General features: G+C 69.3%; 12 protein-coding genes. 3 read left to right on the top strand and 9 right to left on the bottom strand.

Annotated features, from left to right (window positions below):
- Nucleotides 1-57: 57 nt before the first annotated feature.
- A complete protein-coding gene (locus tag AB0J62_RS35790; protein ID WP_363881153.1) occupies nt 58-654 on the top strand; it encodes a ParA family protein in 597 nt (198 codons plus the stop codon).
- Between the two features lie 36 nt (nt 655-690).
- On the opposite strand, the gene AB0J62_RS35785 is transcribed toward AB0J62_RS35790, so the two are convergent.
- The 4 genes from AB0J62_RS35785 to AB0J62_RS35770 form a co-directional block, all read right to left on the bottom strand.
- On the bottom strand, nt 691-1,839 hold the full coding sequence (locus tag AB0J62_RS35785) for an ROK family transcriptional regulator (protein WP_363881151.1): 1,149 nt from the start codon (nt 1,837-1,839) through the stop codon (nt 691-693).
- A gap of 163 nt (nt 1,840-2,002) precedes the next feature.
- Nucleotides 2,003-2,878, bottom strand: a complete 876-nt coding sequence (locus AB0J62_RS35780) for an oxygenase MpaB family protein (RefSeq protein WP_363881149.1) — start codon at nt 2,876-2,878, stop codon at nt 2,003-2,005.
- Between the two features lie 43 nt (nt 2,879-2,921).
- On the bottom strand, nt 2,922-3,461 hold the full coding sequence (locus tag AB0J62_RS35775; protein ID WP_363881146.1) for a GNAT family protein: 540 nt from the start codon (nt 3,459-3,461) through the stop codon (nt 2,922-2,924).
- Nucleotides 3,462-3,470: 9 nt separating this feature from the next.
- Nucleotides 3,471-4,766: an XRE family transcriptional regulator gene (locus tag AB0J62_RS35770; protein ID WP_363881144.1), complete on the bottom strand. Its 1,296-nt coding sequence runs from the start codon at nt 4,764-4,766 to the stop codon at nt 3,471-3,473.
- A 214-nt stretch (nt 4,767-4,980) separates the two neighbouring features.
- Here AB0J62_RS35770 and AB0J62_RS35765 point away from each other — a divergent pair, with 214 nt between their 5' ends.
- Nucleotides 4,981-5,169: a hypothetical protein gene (locus AB0J62_RS35765; protein ID WP_363881143.1), complete on the top strand. Its 189-nt coding sequence runs from the start codon at nt 4,981-4,983 to the stop codon at nt 5,167-5,169.
- Between the two features lie 507 nt (nt 5,170-5,676).
- Here the strand turns inward: AB0J62_RS35765 and AB0J62_RS35760 are convergent.
- Genes AB0J62_RS35760 through AB0J62_RS35750 form a run of 3 tightly spaced genes read right to left on the bottom strand, consistent with a single transcriptional unit; the run spans nt 5,677 to nt 9,781 of the window.
- The gene (locus AB0J62_RS35760; protein ID WP_363881142.1) at nt 5,677-7,116 is read right to left on the bottom strand and encodes a GNAT family N-acetyltransferase; all 1,440 of its coding nucleotides are present in this window, start codon (nt 7,114-7,116) and stop codon (nt 5,677-5,679) included.
- A gap of 13 nt (nt 7,117-7,129) precedes the next feature.
- Nucleotides 7,130-8,584: an MDR family MFS transporter gene (locus AB0J62_RS35755; RefSeq protein ID WP_363881141.1), complete on the bottom strand. Its 1,455-nt coding sequence runs from the start codon at nt 8,582-8,584 to the stop codon at nt 7,130-7,132.
- 51 nt (nt 8,585-8,635) lie between these two features.
- A complete protein-coding gene (locus tag AB0J62_RS35750) occupies nt 8,636-9,781 on the bottom strand; it encodes an MFS transporter (RefSeq protein WP_363881140.1) in 1,146 nt (381 codons plus the stop codon).
- A gap of 54 nt (nt 9,782-9,835) precedes the next feature.
- Between AB0J62_RS35750 and AB0J62_RS35745 the strand changes: the two genes are divergently transcribed.
- Nucleotides 9,836-10,615, top strand: a complete 780-nt coding sequence (locus AB0J62_RS35745) for a helix-turn-helix transcriptional regulator (RefSeq protein ID WP_363881138.1) — start codon at nt 9,836-9,838, stop codon at nt 10,613-10,615.
- Here AB0J62_RS35745 and AB0J62_RS35740 read toward each other — a convergent pair.
- Entirely contained in the window at nt 10,588-11,199 is a 612-nt protein-coding gene (locus tag AB0J62_RS35740) for a TetR/AcrR family transcriptional regulator (protein WP_363881137.1), read from the bottom strand. The genes AB0J62_RS35745 and AB0J62_RS35740 overlap by 28 nt on opposite strands.
- On the bottom strand, nt 11,192-12,748 hold the full coding sequence (locus AB0J62_RS35735; RefSeq protein ID WP_363881135.1) for an AMP-binding protein: 1,557 nt from the start codon (nt 12,746-12,748) through the stop codon (nt 11,192-11,194). The genes AB0J62_RS35740 and AB0J62_RS35735 overlap by 8 nt, the downstream gene beginning before the upstream one ends.
- Between the last annotated feature and the right edge of the window lie 4 nt (nt 12,749-12,752).

Genomic DNA, 12,752 nt, shown 5'->3' with positions numbered 1-12,752 from the left:
TCGCGAGCAACGCCGATGACACGCCGGAAATCGGACAAAACCGGGTAAGTTCTGTTCATGATCATCGTGACAGCTGCACTGAAGGGCGGGGTCGGAAAGACAACCACGTCGGTGTATTTGGCCGCGCTGGCATCTTCCAACCGTCGTACATCCACTCTGATCGACGCCGATCCGCAGGGCAGCGCGGCGGACTGGATCGCGGAGTCCAAGGACGACCAACTCAACCGGATCGAGATCGCCGAGGCGCCGACCGAGCGCCTGCTGAACAAGGCGCTGGACAAGGTGCCGCCGGAGGGTATCGGCATCGTCGACATGCCGCCGTCGCACGAACGCCTGCTGAACAAGGCGCTCGAACGGGCCCGGATCGTGATCATCCCGACCCGCGTCGGCGGTGTCGAGACACCCCGGGTGAAGGCCGTGCTGGAGCTGGTCCCGGACGGCGTGCCGGCCGGGCTGGTGATCTGCTCGGCGCGCACCTACACCCGCTCGTACCAGGACGCCATGCAGCAGTACGCGCAGGAAGGCATCCCGGTCTGGGGCACCATCCCTGAGCGCGTTTCGATCACCGCCGGTCCGACGGGCCCACTCGCGGCCGACGGCCTCGAGTCCTACAAGAAGGTCTGGCGGAAGATCCTCGCCGCCGCCCGCAGCTGATGCAGATTCCCCGCGACCGTCAACTGGTCGCGGGGATCAGCGGTCCAGCGGTGGTTCGCCGCGGACGTACGAGCGGATCACCGTAGCTGCCGCGCCCCGGGCCCAGTCGTCGAAGGTGTGGGAGCGGAGCATCAACCGGCAGTCGCCCGCCGCGCCGAACGCGTGCTCGGCGAAGGCGCGCCGCATCCGGTCCTCGTACAGGTCGTACTCCGCGACGCCCTCGCCGGCGATCACGACCAATTCGGGCCCGACCAGATTCACCATCGCGGCCAGCGCGGAGCCGATCACCTCACCGGCCCGGTCGAACGCCTCGCGGGCCTGCTCGTTGCCCTCGTGCGCGAGTTTGATCGCACCCGCGAGGTCCAGGTCCGCCCGCCCGGTCGTCTCGCGGGTCCGGGCCAGGATCGCGTCCGACGACGCCACCGTCTCAACACAGCCACGCCGGCCGCAGGTGCAGACCAGGTCGCCGGGCGCGAGAGGCAGATGGCCGAGCTCGCCCGAGACGCCGTACGCGCCGGAGACGACCTCGCCGTTGATGTAGAGCCCGCATCCGATGCCGGAGCCGATCGTCACCACCGCGAACGAGTCCGCGTTCACCCCGACGCCGAACCAGTGCTCGGCCACAGTGAGCGCACGTACGTCGTTCGACACCACGATCGGCACGCGCACCCGCTCGCCGAGCAGCTCCGCGACCGGTACGCCGCGCCAGCCCATCAGCGGCGAGTCCCGCACGACGCCGTGGGCAGCGTCGACATCACCCGACACCGCGATCCCGATACCGGCGAGCGGACCAGCCACCGCCGTACCGGACTTCAGCGAGTTGATCAGTGCCTTCACGTGTGCGGCGAGACGGTCGATCACCACGTCCGGATCGGTGTCGTCGAGCTCTTCGTGCCGGATGTTCAGGATGCCCGCGGTGAAGTCCGTGGTGACCCCGATCAGGCTCGTCGGCGTCACCTTGACCCCGATCACCGAGACGCTGCTCGGTACGACGGTCAGCGGGCTGACGGGCCGCCCGATACCGAGCTGGCTGTCCCCGTCCACCGGCGATGCCGCCTGGTCGGTCACGAACCCGGCGTCGATCAGCGGCGCGACCGCCTTCGTGACGGCGGCCTGCGACAGCCCGGTCCGGCGCGCGATCTCCACCCGCGGGATCGGACCCTGGGTCAGAATCCTGGTCAGCACCTCGACTCCCGCCGGCGTAGCCAGAGGGAGAGGACGATGAGGACGCAACGGCACGAGAACAACCTAGAGGATGTCTGGGCTTCCTGCGCCTACTGCGCGGCGCTGTGCCCGCCGAGCACCTGCTCGCTACGGCGCAGGAAGCCCAGACAACCTCGTCGGCGCGTCATACCTCCGCGCCGCTTTCTGCCAGTGTTGGTGATGCGAGAGCCCAGCGGATGGTTCTGGTGAGGCCGTCGCCGGCGGCTCGTACGACGGTCTGCTCGGCCAATGGGACGTACGGGAGTCGGAGCGGCAGTCTGGTCCACCACGGGAGCAATCCGACCGCGGCAGCCGTCAGTACGCCGTACGCCGGGCGGGCCGCCCATGGGACCGGCGGGTGCACCAGCATGAAGCGAGCCGCCTGCCGCGCCTCCGTCGTACCGCGTAGTTCGGGCAGGTACTCGTTCAGCAACTGCTGCAGCTCAGCGACCGTCGTCGGTGGGTCGATCACGCCCAGCTTGCGAGCCACAAGCGCGGCGTCCTCGACGTACAGGTCCTGCTCCGCCGCGTCGAGCGGATGGGCGCCGTACCGCTGGTGGGCGGCGAGGAAGCTGTCCACCTCCGCCACATGCACCCACTTGAGCAGGTGCGGGTCGGACGCCCGGTACTTCACCCCGTCCGGGCTGGTGCCGCGAACCCGCTCGTGCACCGACCTGACATGCTCGATCGCCGCCTCGGCGTCCGGGATCGCGCCGTACGTCGTGATGGCCAGGAAATAGCTCGTACGACGCAGCCGTCCCCACGGGTCGCCCCGGTACCCGGAGTGCGCCGCCACCGCCGCCATCGCCTGCGGATGGAGGGACTGCAGCAGCAGTGCCCGCAGTCCGCCGGCGAACATCGACGCGTCACCGTGCACCCGGCGAATCGGCCGGTCCGGCGCGAACCAGCGCGGTCCGGGCGTGTTGTGCACCCGGTCGCGCTCGGCATGCGGATCCGGACCTGCGACCTTCGTCAGGATCATCCGCGCCAGACCATCTCGCAGGGGGGTCAAACCAGCCATACGCCCAGTCTCCCCGCCACTCCAAGCCCTCAGGCGAACGAGGTCACGGCCGTGGTGAGTACTCGTCTGCGAGGAGCGAGTAGAGCAGGGAGTCGCGCCAGTCGCCGTTGGTGAAGACGTGGTCGCGGAGGTGGCCCTCGTAGGTGAAGCCGAGGCGCTTGACGACCTTGATCGAGGCCTCGTTCTCGGGGCCGATCGCGGCCGTGACCCGGTGCCGCCCGAGCGTGCTGAACGCGAATCGCAGCAGCACCCGGGAAGCGTCCGTCGCGTAGCCGTGGCCCCAGTGGTCCGCGCCGATCGCGTACCCGAGCTTGGCGCCCCAGGCACCGCTCGGTGCGATCCGCGCGAACCCGATCACATGGTCGTCGTCCGGACGGGTGACGGCGAGCATGTAATCGGGGCGGTCCGCCTGGGCGGACCGCTGGACGATGCCGGCCAGGTTCTGCTCGGCCTTCGCCCGGTCGTAGCTGTCGAACGCCATCCACGTGGTGACACGGTCGTCACCCGCAATGGCCAGGTAGTCCTCGAGGTCGGTGGTGCGGAATTCACGCAGTGTAGTCAGCTCACCGCTGAGCGGTTCCATTCGCGAAGGCTACCGGGGGTAGGTCTGCATCGGCGTCCGGGTGAAGGTCTCGATCTCCTCCTGCAGCTCCCGTGCGTCGTCCGCACGACCCGACTGCCGCAGCGCCTGGTGGACCCGGCGGGCCGAGTGCACCACGCCGTTGATCCGGCGCTCGGTCGGCAGGGTCAGCACCGGAGCCAGCGCGTCGGCCGCGCCGTCCAGCTCACCGCTCGAGATCCGGGTGATCGCCATCGCCGCGTGGCTGCCGGCGGCGTCGCCGAAGGCCCACTCCGGGTGGTTCTGGTCGGTGTAGGCGTCGACCGCCTGGGTGGAGTACCGCTGGGCCTGCTCGACCTCGCCGGGGAGCTGCGCGAGCGCGTCCGCGGCGTAGTACAGCTGGCGGTTGCGGCCGAAGGTGCACAGGCCGCCCATGTCGTCCAGGTCGTCGTTGTGGACCGAGTTCCACGCCTCTTCGGCCCGCTCGAGCGCGGCCCGGGTGGCCTCCGGGTTGCCGAGCGCGGCCCACGCACGGGCCTCGCTGACCGGGAGCCAGACGCTGGTGGTGCTGTTGGCCTGCTCGGCGTACCCGGCGCCGAGCTGTGCGTACCGCACCGAGTCGTGCGGGTTGCCGGCCCAGTAGGAGACCAGGGACTGCAGGCCGCGCACCCAGGCGCGCAGCCCGTGGTGGTCGGCGTTGTCGGCGCACATGAACGCGGTCCGCGCCTGGGTCAGCGCGGCGTGGGGGTTGCCGAGGTCGTGGGACGCCTTGGCGAGCAGGCCGCCGGTGACGCCGGCCAGGAAGTACAGCTGTCGGTGGTTCTCCGGGCGCTGGCGGCTCTCCAGCAGGCCGAACACCAGGTCCTGCGTCTCGACCAGTTGGCCGAGGATCTCCGGCAGCGGGCGCTGTGGGTACGCCTGGGCGGCATGGCGCACATCGTCGTACACCTGTTCCATGGCCTCGCTTCCGAGGCCGGACTGGGCCGCGAGGGCAAATGCCCTCGCGCGGCTGGCAGCCATGTCGAGAACCTCCATCTCGTTACCTGTCGTGATCCGTCCACTCGCGGCAGGTGCCGGCACCACCTGGGCGGCCTGTTCGGGCACATACGGCGCGAGGAGCTCCTCGACCGGCTTGCCGAACATGCGTTGCAGGGTGCGCCGGGTCTGAGGAGTGGTCCCTGCGCGCTCGCCCGATGCGAGGCGACGCAGGTGCCGCTCGGTGATGGTTCCACCCAGCTCGACGAACTCGGCGACGATCTCGGAGTAGGTCTGGTTCCGGCGCTGGATCAGGTGCGCCAGGACCGTCTTTGGCGCGTACCTACCCGCCATCGTTCCTCCCGTTCACGTCAGTACAGACGTTGTCTCGACTCATGCCCCACGACAAGGTGCTGTCCCCCAGATGTCCGTCAGAGGACCGGAAGAGGTCCGGCAAAGGTCCGGTTCAGGTCCTAGAGCGGTCACGGTGGGCTCGTGCACCATTACTGCCATGACAACCAGTAAGTCCAACTGGTTGCAAGGCCTGAGAGTTACGGGGTGAGAGGTAGTGAGCATCGCGGAAGTGACGTCGAGACAGCACCGGCGCAGGGTTCGGGTCTGGTTCGGCGAGCACGTGATCGCACAGTACGTCGCGGAGGCGCCACTGGCGGCCCGCTACGAACAAGCAATGCGGCGCCGTTTTGCCGGCCTGAAGGTCACCAACGACCTGCTCGGGCCGCTCGAGTCCACCGACTGAAACACCCGTAGTAGCCGCACCACCTTGAGGCGTCCGGGTCCTCCTCAGACCCGGTCCGCTGCGCCCTGGGGTCTCCTCACGCTCAGGGGCAGCTCTGGAAGGTCCGGGACATTCCTCAGTCCCGGACGAAACCCGAGGTGCGGTCCGGAGCACTCCTCAGCTCCGGACCGCACCGCCCTCCCGAACCCGGCTGGGCTTGGCGGTTGAGTTCCCTGTATCGCCGCCGCCCAGCCGTTCCAACCACCTCCTGGCCGACACCTCGGGCCAGGCAGGGCCGAGTGTCCTGGGCGGTAGGACACCGGAGGCCCCCGTCACCTCACCGGGAGCCTCCCCCTGAGGTGGCCGGCTCCGAGTGTGAGCGCCGCGCCTGGGCGGTCACACTCGGAGCCCCTGGACCCGGCCGCCGTCAGCTCGTCACCGGTCAGCCACTCGCGCTCGACCAGCGGATTCGTCACCGTCGCGAGCTCGGCCGGGTCCCCTGGCCCGGTTCGTGACCGCGGTGGACCGCTAGATGTCCGCTTCGGGTCCGGCGCAGGCGCGCTGCAGGCGGGCGAAGATCCCGTCCGGGTCGTGCAGGATCCGCATCCCGTCGCCGACCACTCGCCGAGTGCCCGCGTCGACCGGGTCGAGGTTCGCCCAGGCGGTTGCCGTGACGCCGAGCTCGATCTCGAGACCGGACGGCCGCGCGATCCGGACCTCGGTCAGGTACGGACCCCACTGCTGCCGGCGTACGACGGCCGCGGCGCCGAACGCCGTCAGCCAGTCGTCGTCGGCCAGATACTTATCCGGTACGTCAGTCAGCAGTACGAGGTCCACGTCCGACGTCATCCTTGCCGCATCGCGCGCCCACGATCCGACCATCGCCATCCCGCGGATCTCCGGCTGACCCTCCGCCCACTGGACCGCCGCGGCGACCACCTCGTCCACCTCCCGCCGTCGCACCGACGGGTCGGCGACGTAGACGGCGAACGGGGCGTCGGGCTGTACGTCGGGTGAACCCTCGGCCCAGCCTTCAGCGCGGATCTCACCGGCGTACTGCATGCCGATGCGCTTCATGACCGCCTGAGACGCGGTGTTGACGCGCTCGGTCAGCGCAATGACGGCCTGGGCGCCGAGCGTGTTGAAGGCGAAATCCAGTCCGGCTCGGCCGATCTCGCTCGCCAGGCCGCGTCCGCGGGCGGACTCCTTCAACGCCCAGCCGAGCTCGAGGCGGTCGACCGCCCACTCCGGTCCGACCAGGTCCGCGATGGCCGCGGTCCTCGGCGAGTCGACCGGGATCCGCGAGAGGCCGCCCCGACCGGCGAGGGGGCCGGTCCGCTCGTACGCGATCCACTTGCCGACGGAGTCGCGCTCCCAGCCCGCCTGGATGCTCGCGACCTGCGCAGCGACCTCCTCTGGTGCCCAGTGCGCGTCGTACCAGCGGGCCACCCAGGGATCGGCGAAGACCTCCGCCAGGTCCGCTGCATGTCCGGGTAGGACACCGTTAGGTCCGGTGATCGGCTCCAGCCGCAGGCGGTCGGTGAACCTGGTCCGGACCGCGTGCGCCACCAGGTCGCGCAGCCGCCGGTCGCCGTCGGTCCGGTTGACCATCAAAAGGTCCAGGTCGTCCGGTCCGGCCCACGCGGACGCGTCGTGCTTGCCCGCTTCGAGACGAGGCTTGGTCAGGTCGCCGTCAACGGTGATGAGGTAGTCGACCTCCCGCCGTACGCGGCCCTCCCATTCCCACTCCCAGTCCGCGACGGTCCAGACGATGTCGCGGACCTTCCAGCCCGTCTCCTCCTCGACCTCACGCTCCAACGCCTGCTCCGGCGACTCGCCTGGCTCTAGATGTCCGCCGACGATGTCCCAGATCCCGGGCAACAGCCGACGCTCCGCCGTACGCCGCTGCAGGTAGACGCGATGCTGCTCGTCCCGGATCAGTGCCCCAACACAGTCGACCGCACGCATGCGACCAACTTAGTCAGCCGTTGGACAGCGGGCGCTCGACGACGCGGTTCGGCATGAAGACGACGGCGGCTACGAGGAGTACGGCGGCGACCGCGGCGCCGTAGTACACATCGTGGATCGCAGGAGCGAGTACGTCGCTCGGCAGCTTCTCGAGGTCCTCGTGGTCACCGCCGAGACGCGCGGCCACCACCCCGTTGGCCACGGCACCGAACACCGCGACACCGACCGCACTGCCGACCGAACGGGAGAACATGTTCGCGCCGGTCACCACGCCGCGCGTCTGCCAGTCCACCGACGACTGTGCCGCGACGACCGAAGGCGAGGCGGAGAAGCCGAGGCCGACGCCGATCACGAAGCACGCCGCGGCCAGGTGCAGGACGGAGCTCCCCGGCCCGACCGTCAGCAGCAGCCCGGCGCCGAGGACGACGATGATCGAGCCCATCAGCATCGTGGTGCGGAAGCCGACGCGCAGATAGATGCGTCCGGCAAACGAAGCAGCGATCGGCCAGCCCAAGGTCATCGCAGCCAAGGCGAATCCGGCGACGAGGGCCGACGTACCGAGCACGCTCTGCGCATATAGCGGGACGTACGTCGACAGCCCGATCATCAGCAACCCGATCAGCAGCGCGGCCGAGTTCGCCGAGTTCAGCACCCGCTGGCCGAGCACCCACAACGGCAGGATCGGCTCAGCGGCGCGGCGCTCGACCAGGACGAACGCGATCAGCAGTACGACCGCCGCGGCCAGGATCACGATGCTCCTGCTGGAGTCCCAGCTCCACATCACACCGCCCTCGAGCAGCCCTAGCAGCAGTAGCGAACCGCCGACCGCGAGCAGGATGCCGCCGGCGTAGTCAATCTGGTGACTGGTCTTGTTCGCGACCTTCTCCTCGAACCGGCGGACCAGCACCCAGGCGGCCGCCATCCCGAGCGGAATGTTCACGAAGAAGATCCACCGCCAGGAGATGTAGTCCGAGAACACGCCGCCCAGCGTCGGCCCGACGAACGACGAGATACCCCAGACGCTGGCGATGTACCCCTGCACCTTGGCCCGCTCGGCGACCGTGTAGATATCACCGACGATCGTCATCCCGATCGGCTGGATCGCCCCCGCGCCGAGCCCCTGGACCAGCCGGAACGCGATCAGCGCCGGCATACTCCAAGCGAACCCGCAGAGCACCGATCCGAGAATGAACAGCCCGACGCCGAGCAGCATCATCGGCTTCCGCCCACGCTGGTCGGCAAGCTTGCCGTAGATCGGCACCGACACCGCCTGCGCGAGCAGGTAGATCGAGAACAGCCAAGGGAACTGTGTGAAGCCGCCGAGGTCGTCGACGACGGACGGTACGGCGGTGGCCAGGATCGTCGCGTCAATCGCGACCAGCCCGACGCTCAGCATCACCGCCAGCAGGATCGGTCCCCGCTCGGACCGAAGCCCCACACTCGTCCGGTCGATCCGCTCCGTGGTCATATTACTGATCAATCTATGTGAACCGACAACAATTCCCCACGCGCCGCCCGCCTACTGGACGGCGACGCGCGCCGTGGTCGGCTCGGAGATCGTGTGGCCGATCAGGGTGCAGCAGAAGGCGAGCGCGATCAGGGTGCTCAGGGCGAGTTGGAGTGAGGTGTGTTCGGCGATCATGCCGAGGACCGGGGTGGCGACGCCGCCGATGCTGACGGCGAGGCCGAGGGTCATGCCGCCCGCCGTGCCGACGCGTCCCGGGAGGAAGTCCTGCCCGAGCGTCACGTGCAGTGAGAACGGGATCGACATCGCGATCGCGGTCCATGCCAGGAAGGCGAAGAATGCGGGGCCGGGGATGAACACCAGACAGGCGATCGCCGGCACTGCGACGGCGTACGACGAGCGCAGCGTGCGGACGCGTCCGTACCGGGTGGCGAGGCGACCGCCGATCAAGGTGCCGAGTGCGCCCGCGGCGAAGAGGATGAACAGGGCGACGCCGCCGGTCGTCGTACTGCCGTCGACTCGCCGGCCGGCGTACAGGGCGATGAACGTGCCGAGGCCGACGAAGACGACCGAGCGGCAGATCATGATCGCCGACAAGCGCAGGAACGACGGCCAGTCGTCGGTGCCTTCTGCCTCTCGGCGGGTGACCGCGTCGGTGACGCGTGAGCGGATCGCCCAGGAGGTGATCGCCGCGCCGAAGAGCGCGGGGACGACGAGCACTGGGGTCAGCGCGAGGCCGCCGGCGGCGATGATCGGGGTGACGAGGACGGGTGCGAGGGCGAACCCGACGTTCCCGCCGACCGAGAACCAGCTCATGCCGACGTGGCTGCCACCGCTCACCACGCGGGCCATCCGCGCCGCCTCGGGGTGGTACGCCGCGACGCCGAGCCCCGAGAGTGCGGCCGCGAGCCAGCTCAGGATGTAGGTGTGACCGACGCCGATGAGTGCGATGCCGAGGCCGGCGGTGGTCATCGCGACCGGGATCAGCCAGGTCAGCGGACGCCGGTCGGTCAGTACGCCGAACACCGGCTGGACGACGGACGAGAGCAGGGTCGCGGCCAAGGTGATGCCGGACACTGCGACGTACCCGAGACCGCGCTCGGCAACCAGGAACGGGACGAGTGCCGGCACGCTGCCCTGGTAGATGTCCACACACGCGTGGCCGGTCGCCATCAGTCCGATCGGTCGAAGTCTTCTCACCACTCGATCGTTGTCGCGGGGCGGGTTGTCCGGCTTCCGATAAAATGACAGCCTATGCCGGAAACCCGCCACCGTCCCGCAACCATAGGCCACCGCCCGATCGAAGCCGGCGGCGGCATCGAGGCGCACTGGCACGACCGCCACCAGATCGTGTACGCCGGACGAGGCGTCCTCTCGGTCACCACTGACGCCGGCAGCTGGGTAGCCCCGGCCACTCGAGCCATCTGGATCCCGGCCGGCACCCTCCACCAACATCGCGCCTACGGCGAAACCACCCTCCACACAGTCGGCCTCGAAGAGAACCCGCTCGAGTTGGAGGCTCCGTCAGCACTTGTGGTCAGCTCGCTCCTCCGCGAACTCCTCCTCGCCTACACATCGGATGAGGAGGAGGGCGGCGCAGGAGCGCCCAGCGGGTCCGCAGCCCGCCTGCAGCGTGGCAAGTCTGCGGAGCGCGAGCGTTTGCGGGGCGTGCTGCTCGATCAGTTGCAGCGGTCAGATCAGCGGGCTACGTATCTGCCCGCTGCGCGGGACCCAAGGCTCGCAGCGGTCTGCGAGCAGTTGCGGCGCGACCCAGCCGACAGGCGCACGTTGGCGGAGCTGGGGTGGGAGGTTGGCGCGAGTGAGCGCACCCTGAGCCGACTGTGTAAGGCGGAGCTCGGGATGAGCTTTCCGCAGTGGCGGACTCAGCTCAGGTTGCATGAGGCGCTGATTCTGCTGGCCGACGGTGAGTCGGTGACTCGCGTGGCGCACAGGACCGGATGGGCCTCGGCCAGTGCGTTCATCGACACGTTCCGGCGGGCGTTCGGTCACACACCCGGGTCGCGGAGGGCTTGATCGAGGATCCGGCTCCACTGGCGCACTATGCCGCGGCGGCGGGCGCTGTCGTCCGTCAGCAAGTCGGCCAGGCCGAGCCCGCGCGCCATGTCCAGCACGCCCTGGACGGTTTCGCGGACGCCGGGCGTGCGTTCACTGACCTCCAGCACCTCCAGCAACGCCCGGTGCGCTTGCCGCCCCACATGCGACTCCAATCGCACGATCTGCTGTCGCAGCGCGTCCTGGGTCGAGGCCGCCACCCACAGGTGCAACGCCGCCCGGAACAAGGGGCCCGTGTACACGTCCGCCAGCATCCCGACGATCGCCTCCGTCCGCCCCGGACCCACCGGCAACGCCGCCGCCTGCTCGCGGATCTCGGCCAGCCGCACCGAGGTCATGTACTCGACCGCCGCCGCGAACAGATCCGCCCGCGTCGGGAAGTGATGTTGCGCCGCTCCCCGCGACACCCCGGCCCGCGTCGCCACGACGCTCACCGTCGTCGCGGCGTACCCGACCTCGGCCAGGGACTCGACCGCCGCCTCCAACAACCGCTGCCGGGTCGCCCGCGAGCGGTCCTGTTGCGGCGCCTTGAGCACCTCACTCACGCGCGGCCTCGCGAGCACGTAGTTCCCGCCGCAGGATCTTCCCCGACGCCGCCTTCGGGACCGCGTCGATGAACTCCACCTGCCGGATCTTCTTGTACGGCGCGACCCGCGCGGCGACGTACTCCATCACGTCCGCCTCGGTCAGCTCGACACCGGGCATCGGCACCACGAACGCCTTCGGTACTTCGTTGCCGTCAGCACTGACCCCGATCACGGCCGCGTCGGCGATCCGGTCATCGGTGAGCAGTACCGCCTCGAGCTCGGCCGGCGGCACCTGGTACCCGTGGTACTTGATCAGCTCCTTCACCCGATCCACGACGTACAGATATCCGCGCGCGTCCGTCCGCCCGATGTCGCCGGTGTGCAGCCACCCGTCCCGGTCGATCGTCGCGTCGGTGTCGGCCGGCCGGCCGAGGTACCCCTTCATCACCTGCGGTCCGCGGATCCAGATCTCGCCCTCGTCCGCATCGTTGCCATCGGCACCGACCAGCCGCATCTCGGTCGACGGGAACAGCTTGCCGACGGCACCGGGCGGCGGCTCCGGGTCGTCCTGCGGTACGGCGTGGGTGCCCGGCGACAACTCCGTCATCCCGTACGCCTGCAGTACGGCGTGCAGCCCGAGCCGCTTCGCACACGCCTCGGCCAACTCACCGTCCAACGGCGCCGCCGCGGACGTCACGTGCTTCAACGCCGACAGGTCCACCCCGTCCACGGCCGGGTGCTTGGCCAGCGCCAGCACGACCGGCGGCGCGACGAACGCACGCGTGATCCGCTGCTCATCGAGCGTCGTCAGGAACTGCTGCAGCTCGAACTTCGGCAGGACGACAACCGTCGCGCCGAGCCGCAGCGGCAGGTTCATCAGCACGGACAGCCCGTAGATGTGGAAGAACGGCAGGATCGCGATGATCCGCTCCTCCTCCTCGAGCGTGATCATCACCTCCGCCTGGGAGATGTTCGTCCCGATGTTCCGGTGCGTGAGCATCACGCCCTTGGCCGCGCCGGTGGTCCCACTCGAGTACGGCAGCACGGCCACGTCCTCGGCCGGATCGATCGTCACTGACGGCTCCGGCGCGGTCGACGCGAGCAACTCGGCCACCGAGCGGTACCCGTCGGCCTGGTCGCAGACGAAGATCTCCGAGACGTCCGTCCCCCCGATAGCCGCGGTCGCAACCGGCAGGAACAGCGAAATCGTCACCAGCAACTTCGCCTTCGAGTCGATCAACTGCTTGTGCAGCTCGTCCGCGGTGTAGAGCGCGTTCACCGTGGTCACGGTCGCGCCGGCGCGAGTGGCGCCGTAGAACACCACCGGGTAGAGGATCGTGTTCGGGCTGTAGAGCGCGATCACGTCACCATGCTGGATCCCGAGCTCGGCGAGCCCGGCCGCGACCCGGCGGGTCATGTGATCGAGCTGGGCGTAGCTGAGCGTTTTCCCGGTGACTCCGTCGACCATGGCCGGCCGGTCGCCGTACTCCTGCGCTCTGCCGAGAACTGCCTCGTGGATCGGCACGTCGAGCACCTCGACGGGCGGGAACTCACTGGTGATGATCATTGCC

Origin of the sequence: Kribbella sp. NPDC049584 (assembly GCF_040675555.1) — a bacterium.
Lineage (GTDB): Bacteria > Actinomycetota > Actinomycetes > Propionibacteriales > Kribbellaceae > Kribbella.
This window is presented reverse-complemented; position numbering and strand designations above follow the sequence as displayed.